We start from the raw sequence: 18,634 nt of genomic DNA, 5'->3' as shown, positions 1-18,634 counted from the left end.
GGCTCACAGGCGGCGGAAGGAGCCCCCATGGCACGACCACCAGCACGGAACGCCGTCGGCAGACCCCGACGATCCTCCCGACGCGTCCTCGAGGAGGCGGCCGCCGAACTCTTCCTCGAACAGGGATACCCCGGCACCACCGTCGACCAGATCGCGAGCCGCGCCGGCGTCAGCCGCAACACCTTCTTCAACTACTTCGGCTCCAAGAGCGACGTCCTCTGGGTCGACGTCGACGCCGCGCTCGCCGGACTCGAACGGGCGCTCGCCGCAGGCGGGGAAACCCCCGCGACGGATGTCGCCGACGCCATGCCGTCACTGCAGGCCGCCCTCCTGGGCATCGCCGAGGAGCGCTCGAACGGCGCCGTGCCCTGGGCGCTGACGCAGATCGAACTGATGGACACCGCCTGGGAGCTGCAGGCGTCCGGCCTCGAACGGCTCCTGCGTCTCCAAGCCGTGCTCCGGGTCTCGCTCGCGCGCCTCGCCGTCCGCGCCGACGAGCTGACGATCCGGTCCGCCGCAGCGGCGCTCGCCGGCGCGATCGTCGCCGGAGCCGGGGCCTGGGCGGCCGCAGGCGTCGGCCGGGGCGAGCTCGGCGACTACCTCCGCCGCGCGATCGCTCCGGTGGTGGACGGGTACGGCCGCGCCCTCGCCCGGATCGACGGGCCGAGTTCCTCGTAGCCGACCCTCCTCGGAGCCGCTCCGCAGGCTGTACGATGGGACCCAACGACATCGATCCGGCCATCACCGGGGAGTCCTCGGCAGAACAGCGACCGCTCAGCGGGAGCCCAGTAGAACCGAGCGGGTCAGGCCCGTCACAGCCGATGCAGAGCGGCCGTTCCAGTGGAGCGGCAAGCGGGGTGGTACCGCGTCGGCAACGCCGGCGTCCTCGCAGGACCCACGAGACCTGCCAGGAGAACGATGAGCTACCCGAAGTCCCAGGAACCGACCCCAACCGAGTCGGCGTCGAACGGCGCGGCGTTCGGCGTGACGCCGTCGCCCAGCTTTCCCTCGATCGAGGAGGGGGTGCTCGCCCGTTGGGCCGCCGACGGCACCTTCCAGGCCTCCATCGACCAGCGCGAGGGCGCTCCGGAATGGGTGTTCTACGACGGCCCACCCTTCGCGAACGGTCTCCCGCACTACGGTCACCTCCTCACGGGCTACGCCAAGGACCTCTTCCCCCGGTTCCAGACGATGCGCGGCAAGCAGGTGCACCGCCGGTTCGGCTGGGACACCCACGGCCTCCCCGCCGAGCTCGAGGCGGAGCGACAGCTCGGCATCACCGACAAGCGCCAGATCGACGAGATGGGGCTCGCCGCCTTCAACCAGGTCGCACGCGACTCCGTCCTCCGCTACACGGAGGAGTGGCAGGACTACGTGACACGCCAGGCGCGCTGGGTCGACTTCGAGCACGACTACAAGACCCTCGACGTGACCTACATGGAGTCGGTCATCTGGGCCTTCAAGCAGCTCCACGACAAGGGCCTCGCCTACGAGGGCTACCGGGTGCTGCCCTACTGCTGGCGCGACCAGACGCCGCTCTCCAACCACGAGCTGCGGATGGACGACGACGTCTACCGCTCCCGCCAGGACCAGACCGTCACCGTCACCTTCCCGCTGGTCGGTCCGAAGGCCGAGAGCCTCGGCCTGACCGCCGTCCGCGCGCTCGCCTGGACGACCACGCCCTGGACCCTGCCGACGAACGCCGCGCTCGCCGTCGGGCCCGACATCGAGTACGCGGTCGTCCCGGCCGGCCCGAACGGCACCCCCGACGCAACGGTGCTCCGCGAAGAGGGCTCCGCCCACGCCGACACCGAGGTGCTCGGCGGCGAGTACCTCATCGCCTCGGCGCTGCTCGGCAACTACGCGAAGGACCTCGGCTACGACTCCGCGGCCGAGGCGCAGGCCGCCGTCTCTCGGACGGTCGTCGGGCGCGAGCTCGAAGGCGTCTCCTACGACCGCCTCTGGGACTACTACGCCGACGCCGAGTGGGGCATGGAGCAGGCCTGGCGCATCCTCGTCGCCGACTACGTGTCGACCGAGGACGGCACCGGCATCGTGCACCAGGCCCCCGCCTACGGTGAAGAGGACCAGAAGGTGTGCGAGGCCGCCGGCATCCCGGTGATCGTCTCCGTCGACGACGGCGGGAAGTTCCTCCCCGAGGTGTCCGACGTCGCCGGTCTCCAGGTCTTCGACGCCAACAAGCCGCTCACCCAGCTGTTGAAGGCACAGGGACGCCTCCTGCGTCAGGCGAGCTACGAGCACTCCTACCCGCACTGCTGGCGCTGCAAGCAGCCGCTCATCTACAAGGCGGTGTCGAGCTGGTTCGTCCGCGTGCCCGAGTTCCGCGACCGCATGGAGGAACTCAACCAGGAGATCACCTGGGTGCCGGAGAACGTCAAGGACGGGCAGTTCGGCAAGTGGCTCGCGGGTGCACGCGACTGGTCGATCAGCCGCAACCGGTACTGGGGTTCGCCGATCCCGGTGTGGAAGAGCGACGACCCGGCCTACCCGCGCATCGACGTGTACGGCTCGCTGGACGAGCTCGAGGCCGACTTCGGCGTACGCCCCACCGATCTGCACCGCCCGTACATCGACGAGCTCACGCGGCCGAACCCCGACGACCCCACCGGCCGGTCGACGATGCGCCGCATCACCGACGTCCTCGACGTCTGGTTCGACTCCGGATCGATGCCGTTCGCCCAGGTGCACTACCCGTTCGAGAACCGCGAGTGGTTCGACTCGCACAGCCCGGCGGACTTCATCGTCGAGTACATCGGCCAGACGCGCGGGTGGTTCTACCTCCTGCACGTGCTGTCGACCGCGCTGTTCGACCGGCCGGCGTTCACGAGCGTCGTGAGCCACGGCATCGTCCTCGGCAGCGACGGCCAGAAGATGTCGAAGTCGCTGCGCAACTACCCGGACGTCAACGAGGTCTTCGACCGCGACGGTTCCGACGCCATGCGCTGGTTCCTCATGTCGAGCTCGGTGCTGCGCGGCGGCAACCTCGTCGTCACGGAGGAAGGCATCCGTGAGGGCGTCCGACAGGTGATGTTGCCGTTGTGGAACACCTGGTACTTCTTCTCGCTGTACGCCAACACGGCGGTGCCTGGTGGCTACGACGCCGTGTGGCGCACGGACTCCACCGACGTCCTCGACCGCTACATCCTCGCCAAGACGCGTGAGCTCGTCGTCACCGTGACCGACCACCTCGAGGCGTTCGACGCGACCCTCGCAGCGGCCTCGCTGCGGGACTTCGCGGACGTCCTGACCAACTGGTACGTCCGTCGCTCCCGTGACCGTTTCTGGTCGACCGACGGTGGCGCCTTCGACCGCGACGCCTTCGACACGCTCTACACCGTCCTCGAGGCGTACTGCCGGGTCGCCGCTCCGCTCCTGCCACTCATCACGGAGCAGGTCTGGACCGGCCTGACGGGCGACCGCAGCGTGCACCTCACCGACTGGCCGGAGCCCGAGGCGTTCCCGGAGGACGCGGCACTCGTCGAGGCGATGGACCGGGTCCGCGAGGTCTCCGGCGTCACCCTCGCCCTCCGCAAGCAGGCCGGTCTCCGTGTCCGGTTGCCCCTGGCATCGCTCACGGTGGTCACACCCGACCCCGCGTCGCTCGCACCGTTCGAGGCGATCCTCCGCGAGGAACTCAACCTCAAGGCCGTCTCCTTCGCCGAGCTGACCGACACCAGCGGCACCGAGTTCGGTGTCACCTCGCGCCTCTCGATCAACGCCCGCGCGGCGGGTCCGCGCCTCGGCAAGACGGTGCAGCAGGCGATCAAGGGCGCTCGGAGCGGCGACTGGTCGGAGGTCGACGGCACGGTCACGGCCGGCGGCATCGAGCTCGTCGACGGTGAGTACGAACTCGTCATGGAGGCCTCCTCGGGCGCCGCCGGTGGTGTCGCACTCGCGCTCCTGCCCTCGGGTGGATTCGCCCTGCTCGAGACCACGCTGACGCCCGAACTCGAAGCGGAGGGACTCGCCCGCGACGTCATCCGCGCCGTGCAGGACACCCGGAAGGCGGCGGATCTGCAGGTGAGCGACCGGATCCGGCTCCAGCTCCGATTCGAGGACGACGCCGACGAACGTGCGGTGCGCAGCGCCCTCGACGTGGTCGACCTCGCCGGCGACACCCTGGCGACGTCCCTGACCTGGTCGGACGTCGAGGCGCAAGCTGGGGCGTCGGGCTTCGCCCAGTCGTTCGCTGCCGGGAAGTTCGGCAACGCCGGAGCCTTCACCGTGACCGTCGCGCGTGCAGAGGAGACCACCGATGTCCGATGACCTGATCCCCGGAGACGAGCTGTCCGCGGCCGATGCCGCCGACGCCGTGTACCGCGAACTCCTGGAGCGGCTGGGGGAGGCCCAGCCGCAGCCGCGGCTCGGTGCGACCAAGCGGGCGCTCGAGCTCCTCGGCAACCCTGAGTCGTCCTTCGCGATCATCCAGATCGCCGGGACGAACGGCAAGACGAGTACGGCGCGCATGATCGAGAGCATCCTCCGTGCCCACGGGCTCCGCACCGGTCTCTTCACGAGTCCGCACCTCGTCCGGTTCACCGAGCGCATCGGGATCGACGGCGAGCGGATCTCGGACGAGGCCGTCGCCAGGAACTGGGACGACATCAAGCCGTATCTCGCGATGGTCGACGCCGAGCTCACGGCGGCCGGTGAGCCCGCGCTGACCTTCTTCGAGGCGCTCACCGTGCTGGGCTTCGCCTGCTTCGGCGACGCCCCCGTCGACGTCGCCGTCGTCGAGGTGGGGATGGGCGGTGCCTGGGACTCGACGAACGCCGCCGATGCCGAGGTCGCCGTCTTCACGCCCATCGACCTCGACCACGTGCAGCGGCTCGGCAAGACGATCGCCGAGATCGCGCGCACCAAGGCCGGCATCATCAAGCCCGGAGCGCAGGTGGTCTCGGCCGCTCAGCACCCCGACGCGCGTCAGGCGATCATCGACGCCGCCGCCGCGGTCGACGACCCGGCCGTGTTCGAGGGTGAGGAGTTCGCCCTCGTGCAGGACGCCGTGGCGGTGGGCGGACAGCTCATCACCGTCCGAGGGCGCGCCGGCACCTACCCGGAGCTGTACCTCCCGCTCTACGGGGACCACCAGGGACGGAACGCGACGCTCGCGATCGCCGCGGTCGAGGCGTTCCTCGGCGGAGCGACCCAGCCGGTCGCGGAGGACGTCCTCGCGGAGGGCCTCACCGAGGTCGCCTCCCCGGGCCGTCTGCAGCTGATCGGCACCGAACCGACCGTGCTCGTCGACGCGGCGCACAACCCGCACGGTGCCGCGTCCCTGGTCGCCGCGCTCGGCAGCTACTTCGACGTCGACGAGATCGCCTTCGTGGTCGGCATCCTCCAGGACAAGGACGCCGCCGGCATCCTGACGACCCTGGCGCCCGCCGCATCCGGCTTCTTCTTCACCCAGTCCGAGTCGGAGCGGGCGATCCCCGCCGAGGAGCTCTCGCGCCTCGCGGCGTCGCTCGACCTGCCGGCGTCGACCTTCGCCGACACCCTCGACGAGGCCGCGGAGGACGCACGGCGCTGGGCCGAGGAGGCGCCGCGCCGCCTGGTCGTGATCACCGGCTCGATCACCCTCGTGGGCGAGGCGATCGAGATCGCCGACGATCGGGAATGGAAGGCGACCGCATGAGCGGCATGGCACGGAGCCGGGCTCCACGGAGCATCAAGCAGACTCTCGGATCGATCATCCTGGGCTTCGAGATGATCGTCATGTTCCTCGGTGCGCTCGTCATCTTCGGGCTGAAGGCCCTCCCGGCCCCGGTCGCGTTGATCGGCGGAGCGGTGCTGTGCCTGATCATCGTCGCGACGATCCCGCTCCTGCGATTCCGCTGGGGGTATTGGCTGGGCTGGGCGGTGCAAGCCGCTATCGTGGCTACCGGCCTGCTCGTGCCGATGATGTTCCTCGTCGGCGGAATGGCCGCAGCCGTCTGGACCTATGCGATGGTCCAAGGCGACAAGATCGAGCGTCAGCAGGCGCTCTACCGAGAAGCGAAGGATTGACCGTGGCTGTTGAAGAAACCCTGGTACTCGTGAAGCCTGACGGCGTCGCACGCAACCTGACCGGCGAGATCCTCCGTCGGATCGAGGCGAAGGGCTATTCGCTCGTGGACCTGCGCATGGTCGAGCCGGACCGCGAGCTGCTGGCCGCCCACTACGCCGAGCACGAGGGCAAGCCGTTCTACGAGCCCCTCGTCGAGTTCATGCTGAGCGGTCCCGTCGTCGCGATCCGCGTCGCCGGCAACCGCGTCATCGAGGGCTTCCGCTCGCTCGCCGGCACGACCGACCCGACCACCGCCGCGCCCGGGACCATCCGCGGCGACTTCGGCCGCGACTGGGGCCTCAAGGTCCAGCAGAACCTCGTGCACGGTTCGGACAGCCCCGAGTCCGCCTCCCGCGAGCTCGCGCTCTGGTTCGCCTGACGCACCGACTCCGCACGACGAAGCCCGCCTCCGATTCCGGGGCGGGCTTCGTCGTGTGCGTGAGGCGGCCGTCCGGGCCGCCACCGGCTACAGGTAGGACAGGACGTCGAGGCGGAGCTGGGCGATGACCGCCACGACGAGGTAGCACCCGAGCGTCACCACCACGATCCAGGAGGACACGACCCCGGCGACGCGGCGGACGGCGGGGGACGCCGGGATGATGCCGTTCCGCAGGGTGAACGCGGTGACCGCGATGAAGGAGGGGATCGTCACCGACCAGGTGACCATGCACCACGGGCACAGCGTGCCGAGGACGAAGATGCTCTGCGAGATCAGCCAGATGACGAATCCCAGCGCGCCGAGGAACCCGATGTTGAAGGCGATCCAGAACCACCGCGCGAACTGCGCACCGGCGAGGACCGCGACGCCGACGGCGATCGGGGCGATCCAGGCGGCGAGACCGATGATCGGATTCGGGAACCCGAGGATGGCACCCTGCCAGGAGTTCAGGTTGACCCCGCACTGCACGAGGATGCTCAGATTGCAGCCGAGCTGGGCGTTCGGATCCTGCAGGAGCTGGAACTTGTCGAGGGTGAGCGCGAACGCCGCGATCCACCCGATGACGCCTGCGACGATGAGGAAGATCGCGAGGCCCCTGGGGCGCGCGTCGATGACCGGAGTTGACACGCCCTGATTCTCGCACGCCCGCCTGAACGGCGGCGGGACATGCCCGGGTGGTCCGTACTCAGGACCGTCGGCCCTGTTCGTGCGATAATCGTGGGGTGGTGCCCGAGCCGCGCTCGACCGCACGACACAACAGGCTTGTTGGGCAATGAGAGCCCAGGACCCGCCGGCACGTGCCGGCACGATCGTGAGAGCTCCGAGAGCCAGCGATCACACAGGATTTGCGAACGGCTGCACCCGCGGCCGCACGCACGAGACGAAGAACCGGAGGGTGGCGCGGCCACCGACCCGGCATAGGGGAGTACACCAGGAATGGTGAAAGAGCACACCGAGGATCCGGCCACGCCGGGCACCGAGCACGAACCGACCGAACAGCACCTCACGACGCCCGAGACGGCGGACGAGTCGACCAGCACCGAGACGGACGCCCAGGCGGCCGGGCCCGACGAGCAGTCGGCACCTGCGGCACCGGTGCGTCCACCGACCACCATGCTGCTGTTCCAGGCACCCGACCTGCCGCCGATCGTCCACCGCGACGACGAACCGCTCGAGGCCGAGCTCAGCTCGTCGAGGCGTCGCACGCGTCGTCGTGCCGGCGAGGACGGACCGGAGCAGGGCGAGCGGGGTGGCGACTCGCGCTCCGACACCCGCAACGTGGTCAAGGTCCGCACGCCGCGTGAGCCGGAACTCATCACCGAACCGCAGAAGGTGCGCGGCTCGACGAGGCTCGAGGCCAAGAAGCAGCGTCGCCGTGACGGACGCGACGCGGGTCGTCGTCGTCCGGTCGTCACCGAGGCCGAGTTCCTCGCCCGCCGCGAATCGGTCGACCGTGTCATGGTCGTCCGCTCCAAGAACGGCAAGACGCAGATCGGCGTGCTGGAGGACGGCGTGCTCGTGGAGCACTACGTCGCCAGGAGCCAGGAGGCGTCGCTCATCGGCAACGTCTACCTCGGTCGCGTGCAGAACGTCCTGCCCAGCATGGAGGCGGCGTTCGTCGACATCGGTCGCGGACGCAACGCAGTGCTCTACTCCGGCGAGGTCGACTGGGACTCCGTGGAGACGGGCAATCAGCCCCGCCGGATCGAGCTCGCGCTCAAGGGCGGCGACAAGGTCCTCGTCCAGGTCACGAAGGACCCGGTCGGACACAAGGGCGCGCGCCTGACGAGTCAGGTCTCGCTCCCCGGTCGGTACCTCGTCTACGTCCCGAACGGCTCGATGAACGGCATCTCGCGCAAGCTGCCCGACACGGAGCGCGCCCGCCTGAAGAAGATCCTCAAGGAGGTCCTTCCGGAGAACGTCGGCGTCATCGTCCGCACGGCCGCCGAGGGAGCGACCGAGGAGCAGCTCACGCTCGACGTCACGCGGCTGAAGTCGCAGTGGTCGGAGATCTCCCGTCAGATCGAGACGGTCCAGTCGCCGGCACTGCTGCACAGCGAGCCCGACCTGCTCATCAAGATCATCCGCGACGTCTTCAACGAGGACTTCCACAAGCTCGTCATCCAGGGCTCGGACGCGCTGCAGGACATCCAGAGCTACCTTCGCGGCGTCGCCCCCGACCTGCTCGAGCGGGTCGAGCCGTACGACGGCACGGGCGACTCCTTCGTCGATTACCGCATCGCCGAGCAGATCGAGAAGGCGCTCGACCGCAAGGTCTGGCTGCCGTCCGGCGGATCCCTCGTGATCGACCGCACCGAGGCCATGACGGTCGTCGACGTCAACACGGGGAAGTTCGTCGGTTCCGGCGGCAACCTCGAGGAGACGGTCACCAAGAACAACCTCGAGGCCGCTGAGGAGGTCGTGCGTCAGCTGCGGCTGCGCGACATCGGCGGGATCATCGTCGTCGACTTCATCGACATGGTGCTCGAATCGAACCGCGACCTCGTGCTGCGCCGCCTCGTGGAGTGCCTCAGCCGCGACCGCACGAAGCACCAGGTCGCCGAGGTCACCTCGCTCGGTCTCGTGCAGATGACGCGCAAGAAGCTCGGTCTCGGCCTGCTCGAGACGTTCAGCGAGCCCTGCGAGGTCTGCGCCGGACGCGGCGTCGTCGTGCACCACGACCCCGTCGTGAAGCACCGCCAGACGCCGCAGCCGGAGCAGCAGCGCCGTCGCGGCAAGGGTGGGTCACAGGGCGGCCAGCCGTCCTCGAACGGCCAGGGCGCCCAGCAGAAGCCGGCCGGACAGACGCACGGGATCACCGACGACGCGAAGAACGCGCTCGCCCTGATCGCGGCGCGCACGCTACACCACGAGGAGCTCGCCGCCGCCGAGGCCGTGGCCGACGCCGTCGTGGCCGAGGCGCAGCACACGCAGTCCCAGCACACCGAGGCGCAGGGTTCCGAGGGGCCGGTCGCGGACGAGTCCACGACGTCACCGGAGGATCAGTCCGGGTCGCACGACGGTCGTCGGAGCCGGCGCGAGAAGCGTGAACCGCGTCGTCGTGGCGGTGACGGATCCCGCCGGGGTTCTTCGGAGGAACGCCCCACCGAGGCGCCGAGCGAATCCGCGGCCCCGACGTTGGCCTTGCTCGACCTGCCGATCGCACCGGTCGCCGACAAGCCGCGTCGCGCAGCCGTCGCGGACCCCGAGCACCTGCTCGAATCCGTCCTCGACGCGCTCCCCGAGCCGAAGCAGCCTGGCCAGGGTCGCGGCCGCAGCCGTCGGGTGTCCACCGCTTCTCTCGCGGGCGGACAGGCCGTCGGGTCGGACGGCGCGCAGCGTCAGACCGAATAGTCCGGTCGTATCAGGACGGCGCGTCTCCTCGGGAGGCGCGCCGTTCGCGTGCGGTGATGCGCAAGCCGCTGGCGATGAGTCGACGGACGAGTTCGCCGCCGGTCACCGGGACGGCGCCGGCCGCCACGAGCGAGGTGTGGCGCTCGGCGGGGACGTCGTAGTGGTCGAGGTCGAACGATCGCGGCGGGAGCCCGGTGCGTCCGGCGAAGGCGTGCAACTCCTCCAGGGAGCTGTCACTCACCACGTGGGACCAGAGCGTGCCGTGCGCCGGCCACAGCGGGGGATCGATGAGCACCGTCATGCCACCATCCAACCATCGAGCGTCCATCGCGATTCCCGTCCGCGCTCGGACGCGCCGGGCACCCGGCCGGCGTTCAGGAGCCCCCGGGGTACACTTGTCGAGTGCGTCCGGTGTGGGAGCCGTGAGGAACAGCCTCGGTCACGAGGTTCTGTGCCCGCTGGTTTGACCTGGACTGCACGATGAAGTAAACTCGACCGTTGGTGTGCATTGAGTTTTCATTGCCACGCCCAACGGTTTTCTGCCATCAAGGTGTCCCACGTGTTCGAGCCTTTCCGAGCAGTAACTTCCAGCAACAGTCAGTCGGAGCGTTTCGCTCCCCAAAGAACGGGTACGTAGTGGTTTACGCAGTTGTGCGCGCCGGAGGACGGCAGGAGAAGGTCGAGATCGGAACCATCGTCACGATGGACCGGGTCAAGGCCGACAAGGATGGCAACATCGAGCTTCCCGCGGTGCTCCACGTCGACGGTGAGAAGATCATCTCCGACGCGAAGTCGCTCGCGAAGATCACGGTGACGGCCGAGGTGCTCGAGAACCTCCGCGGTCCGAAGATCATCATCCAGAAGTTCAAGAACAAGACCGGTTACAAGAAGCGTCAGGGGCACCGTCAGGAGCTCACGCGCGTCAAGATCACCGGCATCAAGTAAGGCATCGAGGAGAAGAAGAGATGGCACACAAGAAGGGTGCGAGTTCCACTCGCAACGGTCGTGACTCCAACGCACAGCGTCTCGGTGTGAAGCGCTTCGGCGGCCAGGTCGTCCTCGCGGGCGAGATCCTCGTCCGTCAGCGCGGCACGCACTTCCACCCCGGCGCCAACGTCGGTCGTGGCGGCGACGACACGCTGTTCGCCCTCGAGGCCGGCTCCGTGCAGTTCGGCAACAAGGGCGGCCGCAAGGTCGTCAACATCGTCGCTGCTGCAGAGTAGCAACAACGTCTTTCCAGCAGGGGGCGGGCTTCGGCCCGCCCCCTGCTGTCGTACAACCGAGTTCCATGATCCAGAGAGGGGCTGAGCGTCCATGGTCACATTCGTCGACCGGGTCACACTGCACCTGCGAGCGGGCGGCGGCGGCAACGGCTGCGTCTCCGTGAAGCGCGAGAAGTTCAAGCCGCTGGCCGGCCCCGATGGCGGCAACGGCGGACACGGTGGTGACATCGTGCTCGTGTCCGATCCTCAGATCACGACGCTGCTCGGGTACCACCGGTCACCGCACCGGAGCTCCGACACCGGCGGCTTCGGCATGGGCGACCACCGCAACGGGTTCCAGGGCGAGACGCTGATCCTGCCCGTCCCCGTCGGGACGGTCGTCAAGGACGTCGACGGCGTCGAACTCGTCGACTTCGTCGAGCCCGGCATGGAGTTCGTCGTCGCTCCCGGCGGCCAGGGCGGCCTCGGGAACGCGGCACTGTCCTCGACCAAGCGCAAGGCCCCCGGGTTCGCGCTGCTCGGCACGCCCGGCTGGGAAGGTGACGTCCTCCTCGAGCTGAAGACCGTCGCAGACGTCGCGCTCGTCGGGTACCCCTCCGCCGGCAAGTCCAGCCTCATCGCGGCGATGTCCGCTGCAAAGCCCAAGATCGCGGACTACCCGTTCACCACCCTGCACCCGAACCTCGGCGTCGTCGAGGCCGGCGAGGTCCGCTACACCATGGCGGACGTCCCCGGGCTCATCGAGGGCGCCAGTGAGGGCAAGGGCCTCGGTCTCGAGTTCCTGCGTCACGTCGAGCGCTGCTCCGCGCTCCTGCACGTGCTGGACTGCGCGACGCTCGAACCGGGACGCGACCCGATCAGCGACCTCGACATCATCCTGGCCGAGCTCGCCGCCTACCCGGTACCGGAGGGGCAGACGCCGCTGGTCGAGCGCCCGCAGCTCATCGCCCTCAACAAGATCGACGTCCCGGAGGCGAGGGAGCTCGCCGAGTTCCTGCGTCCCGACCTCGAGGCGCGCGGCTACAAGGTCTTCGAGATCTCGACGGTCTCGCGCGAGGGCCTCCGACAGCTTTCGTTCGCGTTGAGCGAGCTCGTCGAGGAGAGCCGCGCCCGCGCAGCCCTCGAGGCCGCCAAGCCCCGGATCGTGCTGCGCCCGAAGCCGGTCGACGACTCCAAGTTCACCGTCACGGTCGAGGGTGGCACCTACGGCAACCTCTACCGCATCATCGGCGCGAAGCCGGAACGCTGGGTGCAGCAGACGGACTTCAACAACGAGGAGGCCGTCGGGTTCCTCGCGGACCGCCTGGCGAAGCTCGGCGTCGAAGAGGCGCTCTTCAAGGCCGGTGCCGTCGCCGGCGCGACCGTGATGATCGGTGCGGGTGGCGGTGTGGTCTTCGACTGGGAGCCCACGCTCACGAGCACCGCGGAACTGCTGACGCAGCCGCGTGGAACGGACCCGCGTCTCGACGCGAGCCACCGCCCGACGCGCAACCAGCGTCGCGACGAGTACTTCGAGCGCATGGATGCCAAGGCCGAGGCTCGTGCCGAGCTGCTCCGTGAACGTGCGGCCGGTCTCTGGAACGACGACGAGGGCTTCGAGGTTGGCTCCGTGCCGGCCGACGCACCGCAGGACGAGGGTGTCACGACGGAGGACGACGACCGGTGACCATCCACCAGCGCAGTGGCATCCCCTCGGCGCGACGCATCGTCGTGAAGGTCGGGTCCTCCTCGATCAGTGGCGACAACGCCGGGCAGATCACTGCGCTGGTCGAGGCGCTGGCCGAGGCGCACGCCCGAGGCACCGAGGTCATCCTCGTGTCCTCGGGCGCCATCGCGACCGGGATGCCCTACCTCCGCCTCGACGCCCGTCCGAGCGACCTGGCGACGCAGCAGGCGGCTGCCGCCGTCGGGCAGAACGTGCTGATCTACCGGTACCAGGACAGCCTCGACCGGTTCGGCATCGTCGCGGGCCAGGTGCTGCTCACTGCCGGTGATCTCGAGAACCCCAGTCACCGGAGCAATGCCCAGCGGGCGATGGAACGGCTCCTCGGGTTGCGCATCCTGCCGATCGTCAACGAGAACGACACCGTCGCCACGCACGAGATCCGGTTCGGCGACAACGACCGCCTGGCCGCCCTCGTGTCGGTCCTCGTCGCGGCCGACGTCCTCGTCCTCCTGAGCGACGTCGACGCGCTGTACACCCGCCCTCCGCACGAAGCGGGTGCCGAGCGCATCGAGGAGGTCCCGTTCGGAGACACCCTCTCGGGCGTCACCTTCGGCGACATCGGCTCCGCGGGCATCGGTACCGGGGGAGCGGGCACGAAGGTGTCGGCCGCCCGGTTGGCCGCCGAGGCGGGGACGTCCGTCCTCGTGACGTCGACCACGAACGTCGCGTCAGCCCTCCGCGGTGAGCACCTCGGCACCTGGTTCCAACCGGCGTGACGCGGAGAGCGTCCACCGGACGCCGCTGAGTAGAATCGACGCATGTCGTCGCCAACCACCACCGTGCTGCCACTCGCGGATCGTCTCACCGCTGCGAAGCGTGCCTCCCGGGTCCTCGCCCAGGCGACCACCGCGCAGAAGAACCGGGCCCTCGAGGCCATCGCCGTCGCGATCGTCGAGGGTGCGGATGCGGTCATCGCCGCCAACGAGCGCGACCTCGTCGCGGGACGCGAGCAGGGCATCAGTGTCGGCCTGCAAGACCGTCTCCGCCTCGACCGGGGCCGCATCGACGGGCTCGCGGTGGCGGTCCGCGACGTCATCGCGATCGTCGACCCGGTCGGCCAGGTGGTCCGCGGAAGCAACACTCCGGACGGGGTGAAGCTCGAGCAGGTACGCGTCCCGTTCGGCGTGGTCGGCGCGATCTACGAGGCGCGCCCGAACGTCACGGTCGACATCGCCGCCCTCGCGATCAAGAGCGGCAACGCCGTGGTGCTCCGCGGCGGGTCGGCGGCGGAACACTCGAACGCGGTCCTCGTGGGGCTGCTGCGATCGGCACTCGAGTCCGTCGGCCTTCCCGGGGATGCGGTACAGACCATCGACGAGTTCGGTCGCGACGGTGCGAAGCAGCTCATGAACGCCAGAGGCCTGATCGACGTCCTCATCCCGCGGGGGAGCGCGTCACTCATCGAGACGGTCGTCCGGGAGTCGACGGTCCCCGTGATCGAGACCGGCGCCGGCGTCGTCCACGTGTTCCTCGACGAGAGTGCCGAACTCGACTGGGCGGTGGACATCGTCCGCAACGCCAAGGTGCAGCGCCCATCGGTCTGCAACGCGCTCGAGACGATCCTCGTCCACCGTGCTGCGGCCGCGCGCGTGCTGCCCGCCGTGCTCGGCGACCTGCGCGAGCACGGGGTGCTGATCCACGCGGACGAACGCGCCAGGGAGGTCTTCGCCGACGTCGTGCCCGCCGTGGAGGAGGACTGGTCCACCGAGCACATGTCGCTCGAGCTCTCGGTGCGCGTGGTCGACGACCTCGACGCCGCGCTCGAGCACATCGACCGATACTCCACCGGACACACCGACGCGATCATCACGAACGACGTGGTGAACGCCGATCGGTTCCTCGCCGAGGTCGATTCGGCCGTCGTCATGGTCAACGCCTCGACCCGCTTCACCGACGGCGCCGAGTTCGGATTCGGCGCGGAGGTCGGCATTTCGACGCAGAAACTCCATGCCCGCGGTCCGATGGGACTGCCGGAACTCACGAGCACGAAGTGGCTCGTGCGTGGTTCGGGCCACACCCGTCGGTAGTCGCTAGACTGGTACGGGCGTCACCAGGCGTCGCACAGAAGGAGAGATCATGTCGATTGCCGCGTCCGTCTTGGCCACCGCCGTCCTGGCTGAATCGGAGCACGCCGTCGAACTCGCCGCACCGACCTGGGTGTTCGGTGCGGTCGCCCTCGTGCTGTTCGCCATCCTCGGCGCTGTGACCTTCAGCTACCGCGACGTCGCCAACCGTCACGCCGACAAGGGCGAGTCGGCCTCCGCTCACGGCGAGCACGGCCACTAGGCTGTCCGGCGTGAGCGCGCCCGTCACCGAGACGACGACCCGTCGTCCTCGGATCGGGGTCATGGGTGGGACGTTCGATCCGATCCACCACGGGCACCTCGTCGCCGCCTCGGAGGTCGCGCAGCACTTCGATCTCGATGAGGTCGTCTTCGTCCCGACCGGCATGCCGTACCGGAAGTCGGGCGTGAGCGACAGCGAGCACCGCTACCTCATGACCGTGATCGCCACCGCAGCGAACCCCCGCTTCACCGTCAGCCGGGTCGACATCGATCGAGCCGGACCGACGTACACGATCGACACGCTGCGCGATCTGCGCCGCAAACGTCCCGATGCCGAGCTGTTCTTCATCACGGGTGCCGACGCGATCGCCCAGATCCTCAGTTGGAAAGACGTCAGGGAGGTCTGGGACCTCGCTCACTTCGTCGCTGTGAGTAGACCGGGACACGATTTGAACGTTTCCGGATTACCACAGCACGACGTAAGCTTGTTGGAAGTTCCGGCCCTAGCGATATCGTCGACGGATTGCCGGAGCCGGGTGAGCAAAGGCTTTCCGGTCTGGTATCTGGTTCCCGACGGTGTCGTGCAGTACATCACCAAGCACCACCTGTATCGGAGTGAAGCCACATGACCGCGTTGCCAGAGGATGCGCCCCTGACCAGGCGACAGGCTCGAGCGAGCCAGCAGCCGTCGACGTCCGCTGACGAAGCGACGCCCGACACTGCTGCGCCACGGACACGACGCGCGTCGACATCCGAACCCGTCGCCGGGGGAGCGATCCCCGGGCAGACCACGTCGCGCGACGAGAGCGCTCCAGCACCAGCGTCCACGTCACCCGCGCCGTCGTCGAGCGCTCCGGCATCCGGTGCGCCGGCTCCGGCCCCGACCGGTGGACTCACGCGTCGTCAGTTGCGAGAACTCGAGCGCACCGGCTCGATCGAGCAGGTGGGCTCCCCGGCAGCGCCGGTCGCTCCTCCGGTCGAGCAGCCGGTCCCCTCGGTCGCCCTGCCGCCGCGGACGCCCGATCAGGTGGTCGCTCCGCCTCAGAAGCAGAACAAGGCGGCCCGTCAGCAGGCAGCGAAGCTCGCGCAGCAGGAAGCGGGCGCCAAGGCTGCCGCTGCTGCTGAGCAGGAACGTCGCGAAGCCGAGGCCACCAAGCAGGCCGAGCAGCGCCAGGCCGCCGCGCGCAAGGCCGAAGAACAGCAGGCTGCAGAACGCAAGGCCGCCGAACGCAAGGCGGCAGAACGCAAGGCCGCTGAGCGGGCCGCCGCCGACGAGCGCGCGGCCAAGGCCCGGTCGGCCGAGGCGCCGACGCCTTCCGTGACCCCCGCCGCTGCGGCGCCGGTGGCCACCGGTTCACTCTTCGACGTCTCGGATCGCGACGACATCTCCGAGGACCCCGCGTCGACCCTGTCCAAGGGGTTCGGGCGCGACTCCATGCTCGTCGCGGCACTCGAAGCCGAGAAGGCTTCGCAGGCGGACAACGAGGTCGCGTTCGAGGACCTCCTCGGAAGCGGCATGACGAGCACGGGGCAGATCACCACGAGTTCGCTCATCATCCCCGTCGCTCCGGCCCAGGCTGAAGCGGGAGCCACGTCCAACTCCACGGGCGAGATCCTCATCACCGGAACCATCGATCTGCCCCGCGGACTGGGTTCCGCCGGTCAGGACCCGAACCATTTCGACGGTGCAGGGATCGACCGACTCATCGAGGGCGATGAGCTGCCGGCCTCGGTCACCGCGGCATCTCCGGTCGCGGCCAGCCGTGCGGTCAGCAGCCACGGTTCCACCCGCGACGTCGTCCCGGCCACCACCAACCAGAGCAACAAACTGTTGATGACGCTCGCGATCGCCGCCGCGGTGCTCGCCGCCGGCGTGATCGCGGTGCTCATCATCGGTTTCTTCGGCGGAGCGTTCTAGCCCTGCCGGCATTCACCCGATCGCGTTCCATGCGATCGTCAGAGGAGTACACCACATGACCCTGTCCGACACCACACTGGAAGCCGTCCAGCTCGCAGCGACCGCAGCCGAGTCCAAGGGCGGCGAGGATCTCGTCGCGCTCGACGTCTCCGGTCCGTTGCCGTTCGTCGACGCCTTCCTCCTCGTCACCGGCCGGAGCGAGCGCAACGTCGTCGCCATCGCCGGCGAGGTCGAGGACCGCTTGAACGCGAGCGGCGTGAAGACGCTGCGGCGCGAAGGCAAGTCCGAGGGGCGGTGGATCCTGCTCGACTTCGGCGAGGTCGTCGTCCACGTCTTCCACGAGGAGGAGCGGATGTATTACTCGCTGGAGCGTCTGTGGAAGGACTGCCCGGTGATTCCGCTGGTCTCGTCCGCACCGCAGCCCGCGAACTGACCATCCCGTCGGTGCCGAGCACCGAAAGTGGTCACAACCGCTCTCAAGATGTAGTAACCTATTCAAGTTGCTTCCGCTGAAACAGCAGGGGCAAGCAAGTTGAATACGGGTCTGTGGCGCAGCTGGTAGCGCACCTGCATGGCATGCAGGGGGTCAGGGGTTCGAGTCCCCTCAGATCCACCCGAACACCGAGAAGTCCCCGTCAGCGGAACAGCTGACGGGGACTTCTGCGTTGGTCAGACCCTGGGTTTGGCGGGACCCTGAGGTCAGTTCACCTCGTCGGGGTGGCTGCCGACGCGCTTGCCCGAGTCGAGGGCGTCGATGGACGCGATCTCGTCGGCGGACAGCTCGAAGCCGAAGACGTCGAAGTTCTGGGCGATGCGCTCGCGCGAGTTCGACTTCGGGAAGACGATGAGCCCGTTCTGCAGGTGCCACCGGATGACGACCTGCGCCGGCGTGACGCCGTGCGCCTCTGCTGCAGCGGAGACGGCCTGCTCGCCGAAGAGGTCGTACTTGCCCTGACCGAGCGGGCCCCAGGACTCGATGTGGATGCCGTGCTCGGCACCGAAGGCGCGCAACTCACGCTGGGCGAACGCCGGGTGGAGTTCGATCTGGTTGACCGCCGGGACCGTCTCGGAACCGGCGATCAGCTTCTCGAGGTGCTCGACCTGGTGGTTCGACACGCCGATCGAACGTGCCTTGCCGGCCGCCTTGATCTCCTCGAGGGCGAGCCACGCTTCGAGGTAGTCGTCCTTGGCCGGGGTCGGCCAGTGGGTCAGGTACAGGTCGACGTGGTCGAGCCCGAGCTTCTCGAGACTCTCGTCGATGGCGGCGTGAGCGGACGCCTTCTGGTGACGGTCGTTCCAGAGCTTCGTGGTGATGAAGAGTTCGTCGCGGGGGATGCCCGACTTCGCGATGGCGGCGCCGACGCCCTCCTCGTTCTTGTAGATGGCCGCGGTGTCGATGTGGCGGTAGCCGACCTCGAGCGCGTCCGAGACGATGCGCTCAGCCTCCTGCGGGTCGACGAGGAAGACGCCGAAGCCGAGCTGAGGGATGGTGTGGCCGTCGTTCAGGGTGATGGTGGGAACTGTCATGTCCTCATGCTGGCACCGGAACCGTCCGGGCGGAACAGGTCTTCGCCCTGCGCGTAACCGGTCGACACGCATGGGAATACCCGCGACGACACGGC

At 68.8% G+C, this 18,634-nt stretch carries 18 protein-coding genes and 1 tRNA gene; 16 read left to right on the top strand and 3 right to left on the bottom strand.

Annotated elements, in window-relative coordinates; translation table 11 throughout:
* The first annotated feature begins 27 nt into the window (after positions 1-27).
* The 5 genes from BIU99_RS08825 (at position 28) to ndk (ending at position 6,446) form a co-directional block, all read left to right on the top strand.
* Positions 28-678, top strand: coding sequence for a TetR/AcrR family transcriptional regulator (locus BIU99_RS08825; protein WP_071260836.1), 651 nt, complete (start codon positions 28-30; stop codon positions 676-678).
* 240 nt (positions 679-918) lie between these two features.
* The gene (gene ileS, locus BIU99_RS08820) at positions 919-4,287 is read left to right on the top strand and encodes an isoleucine--tRNA ligase (RefSeq protein WP_071260835.1); all 3,369 of its coding nucleotides are present in this window, start codon (positions 919-921) and stop codon (positions 4,285-4,287) included.
* The gene (locus BIU99_RS08815) at positions 4,277-5,656 is read left to right on the top strand and encodes a folylpolyglutamate synthase/dihydrofolate synthase family protein (protein ID WP_064295601.1); all 1,380 of its coding nucleotides are present in this window, start codon (positions 4,277-4,279) and stop codon (positions 5,654-5,656) included. Before ileS ends, BIU99_RS08815 begins: the two co-directional genes overlap by 11 nt.
* Positions 5,653-6,027, top strand: coding sequence for a DUF4233 domain-containing protein (locus BIU99_RS08810; RefSeq protein WP_064295611.1), 375 nt, complete (start codon positions 5,653-5,655; stop codon positions 6,025-6,027). Before BIU99_RS08815 ends, BIU99_RS08810 begins: the two co-directional genes overlap by 4 nt.
* A 2-nt stretch (positions 6,028-6,029) precedes the next feature.
* Positions 6,030-6,446 carry a nucleoside-diphosphate kinase gene (gene ndk, locus BIU99_RS08805; protein WP_064295600.1) on the top strand — a complete coding sequence of 139 codons (417 nt, stop codon included), beginning with the start codon at positions 6,030-6,032 and terminating at the stop codon, positions 6,444-6,446.
* An 87-nt stretch (positions 6,447-6,533) separates the two neighbouring features.
* Here the strand turns inward: ndk and BIU99_RS08800 are convergent, their stop codons facing one another.
* Positions 6,534-7,133, bottom strand: coding sequence for a vitamin K epoxide reductase family protein (locus BIU99_RS08800; RefSeq protein WP_064295599.1), 600 nt, complete (start codon positions 7,131-7,133; stop codon positions 6,534-6,536).
* Positions 7,134-7,445: 312 nt separating this feature from the next.
* Here BIU99_RS08800 and BIU99_RS08795 point away from each other — a divergent pair, with 312 nt between their 5' ends.
* A complete protein-coding gene (locus tag BIU99_RS08795; protein WP_254773598.1) occupies positions 7,446-9,860 on the top strand; it encodes an Rne/Rng family ribonuclease in 2,415 nt (804 codons plus the stop codon).
* Positions 9,861-9,870: 10 nt separating this feature from the next.
* Here the strand turns inward: BIU99_RS08795 and BIU99_RS08790 are convergent, their stop codons facing one another.
* Positions 9,871-10,161 carry a DUF4031 domain-containing protein gene (locus BIU99_RS08790; RefSeq protein WP_071260834.1) on the bottom strand — a complete coding sequence of 97 codons (291 nt, stop codon included), beginning with the start codon at positions 10,159-10,161 and terminating at the stop codon, positions 9,871-9,873.
* 335 nt (positions 10,162-10,496) lie between these two features.
* Between BIU99_RS08790 and rplU the strand changes: the two genes are divergently transcribed.
* The 10 genes from rplU (at position 10,497) to BIU99_RS08740 (ending at position 17,625) form a co-directional block, all read left to right on the top strand.
* Positions 10,497-10,805 (top strand): 50S ribosomal protein L21, encoded by a 309-nt coding sequence (rplU, locus tag BIU99_RS08785; protein WP_079002324.1) that lies wholly within the window; start codon positions 10,497-10,499, stop codon positions 10,803-10,805.
* Positions 10,806-10,825: 20 nt separating this feature from the next.
* Positions 10,826-11,083 (top strand): 50S ribosomal protein L27, encoded by a 258-nt coding sequence (gene rpmA / locus BIU99_RS08780; RefSeq protein WP_056006626.1) that lies wholly within the window; start codon positions 10,826-10,828, stop codon positions 11,081-11,083.
* A 91-nt stretch (positions 11,084-11,174) separates the two neighbouring features.
* On the top strand, positions 11,175-12,749 hold the full coding sequence (obgE, locus tag BIU99_RS08775) for a GTPase ObgE (RefSeq protein ID WP_071260832.1): 1,575 nt from the start codon (positions 11,175-11,177) through the stop codon (positions 12,747-12,749).
* Positions 12,746-13,525, top strand: a complete 780-nt coding sequence (gene proB, locus BIU99_RS08770) for a glutamate 5-kinase (RefSeq protein ID WP_071260830.1) — start codon at positions 12,746-12,748, stop codon at positions 13,523-13,525. The genes obgE and proB overlap by 4 nt, the downstream gene beginning before the upstream one ends.
* Before the next feature lie 42 nt (positions 13,526-13,567).
* Positions 13,568-14,836, top strand: coding sequence for a glutamate-5-semialdehyde dehydrogenase (locus tag BIU99_RS08765; protein ID WP_064295594.1), 1,269 nt, complete (start codon positions 13,568-13,570; stop codon positions 14,834-14,836).
* 49 nt (positions 14,837-14,885) lie between these two features.
* On the top strand, positions 14,886-15,095 hold the full coding sequence (locus BIU99_RS08760) for a hypothetical protein (protein WP_064295593.1): 210 nt from the start codon (positions 14,886-14,888) through the stop codon (positions 15,093-15,095).
* 10 nt (positions 15,096-15,105) lie between these two features.
* The gene (gene nadD, locus BIU99_RS08755) at positions 15,106-15,723 is read left to right on the top strand and encodes a nicotinate-nucleotide adenylyltransferase (RefSeq protein WP_255376693.1); all 618 of its coding nucleotides are present in this window, start codon (positions 15,106-15,108) and stop codon (positions 15,721-15,723) included.
* Positions 15,720-17,012, top strand: coding sequence for a hypothetical protein (locus BIU99_RS08750; protein WP_139205389.1), 1,293 nt, complete (start codon positions 15,720-15,722; stop codon positions 17,010-17,012). Before nadD ends, BIU99_RS08750 begins: the two co-directional genes overlap by 4 nt.
* A 55-nt stretch (positions 17,013-17,067) precedes the next feature.
* A complete protein-coding gene (gene rsfS / locus BIU99_RS08745) occupies positions 17,068-17,445 on the top strand; it encodes a ribosome silencing factor (protein ID WP_064295591.1) in 378 nt (125 codons plus the stop codon).
* Positions 17,446-17,552: 107 nt separating this feature from the next.
* A tRNA-Ala gene (locus BIU99_RS08740) sits at positions 17,553-17,625 on the top strand.
* Between the two features lie 86 nt (positions 17,626-17,711).
* Here BIU99_RS08740 and BIU99_RS08735 read toward each other — a convergent pair.
* Positions 17,712-18,539 (bottom strand): aldo/keto reductase, encoded by an 828-nt coding sequence (locus BIU99_RS08735; RefSeq protein ID WP_064295590.1) that lies wholly within the window; start codon positions 18,537-18,539, stop codon positions 17,712-17,714.
* Positions 18,540-18,634: the final 95 nt, after the last annotated feature.

The sequence above is a fragment of the Plantibacter sp. MMLR14_011 genome (genome assembly GCF_001865025.1).
Taxonomy (GTDB): domain Bacteria; phylum Actinomycetota; class Actinomycetes; order Actinomycetales; family Microbacteriaceae; genus Plantibacter; species Plantibacter flavus_A.
Note: the sequence above shows the minus strand (reverse complement) of the source record. Positions and strands in the feature narration are given on the sequence as shown.

Bases quoted from the DNA above. Each gene is read 5' to 3' on its own strand.
- BIU99_RS08825 (WP_071260836.1), top strand. From the start codon at position 28: ATGGCACGACCACCAGCACGGAACGCCGTCGGCAGACCCCGACGATCC.
- BIU99_RS08810 (WP_064295611.1), top strand. From the start codon at position 5,653: ATGAGCGGCATGGCACGGAGCCGGGCTCCACGGAGCATCAAGCAGACT.
- BIU99_RS08735 (WP_064295590.1), bottom strand. From the start codon at position 18,539: ATGACAGTTCCCACCATCACCCTGAACGACGGCCACACCATCCCTCAG.
- BIU99_RS08815 (WP_064295601.1), top strand. From the start codon at position 4,277: ATGTCCGATGACCTGATCCCCGGAGACGAGCTGTCCGCGGCCGATGCC.
- BIU99_RS08750 (WP_139205389.1), top strand. From the start codon at position 15,720: ATGACCGCGTTGCCAGAGGATGCGCCCCTGACCAGGCGACAGGCTCGA.
- rpmA (WP_056006626.1), top strand. From the start codon at position 10,826: ATGGCACACAAGAAGGGTGCGAGTTCCACTCGCAACGGTCGTGACTCC.
- ileS (WP_071260835.1), top strand. From the start codon at position 919: ATGAGCTACCCGAAGTCCCAGGAACCGACCCCAACCGAGTCGGCGTCG.
- obgE (WP_071260832.1), top strand. From the start codon at position 11,175: ATGGTCACATTCGTCGACCGGGTCACACTGCACCTGCGAGCGGGCGGC.
- rsfS (WP_064295591.1), top strand. From the start codon at position 17,068: ATGACCCTGTCCGACACCACACTGGAAGCCGTCCAGCTCGCAGCGACC.
- BIU99_RS08760 (WP_064295593.1), top strand. From the start codon at position 14,886: ATGTCGATTGCCGCGTCCGTCTTGGCCACCGCCGTCCTGGCTGAATCG.
- BIU99_RS08790 (WP_071260834.1), bottom strand. From the start codon at position 10,161: ATGACGGTGCTCATCGATCCCCCGCTGTGGCCGGCGCACGGCACGCTC.
- BIU99_RS08765 (WP_064295594.1), top strand. From the start codon at position 13,568: ATGTCGTCGCCAACCACCACCGTGCTGCCACTCGCGGATCGTCTCACC.